General features: G+C 51.5%; 1 pseudogene. It reads left to right on the top strand.

The features are described from left to right. Nucleotides 1–538: pseudogene (locus ACFCTO_RS12150) on the top strand (IS701 family transposase); the annotation flags it as partial.

Raw genomic sequence — 538 nt, 5'->3', positions numbered from 1 at the left:
GGCATGAAGGTCGGCCATCGAGTCGTTTTGACCCATATCTGCGGGAATCGACGTATTCATGCCTATGTAAGCTGCACTGCGTCGGGGTCCCGGCGGCTTTTCTTCAGCACCTTGGATCCCAGTGCCCTGCATATGAGCTGCGCCTGGCAGGAACGAAAAATCCTACGGGACGCACCGGCAGAGGGCATGGACTACTATCCTCTGAAGCTGTACAAGCTGCGTTGGGCCATCGAAACCAACTATTATGAGCAGAAGACCTTCTGGTCGCTGAATGCCTACCGGATTCGCCACCAAAATGGCATTGAACACATGGTGAATCTGGTAAACCTCGTTCACAGCAGCCTGAAAATGCTGCCGTATCTGGACGAGCATTTTGCAAAGTACCAAAACGCCAGTCCGCAGGAGCTGCGAAGCCATATAAGCTGGCAAATACAGCGTGAAATATTTTTTGGCACTTTGGTCGCTAAGGCCCAAACCGCAAAAAATCCAACGGACTTAGTTCAGGCCTTGTGTAAACTAGCTTCATCAACTTCCGAGG

This window comes from Megasphaera indica (assembly GCF_046614755.1).
GTDB classification, from domain to species: Bacteria; Bacillota; Negativicutes; order Veillonellales; family Megasphaeraceae; genus Megasphaera; species Megasphaera intestinihominis.
Note: the sequence above shows the minus strand (reverse complement) of the source record. Positions and strands in the feature narration are given on the sequence as shown.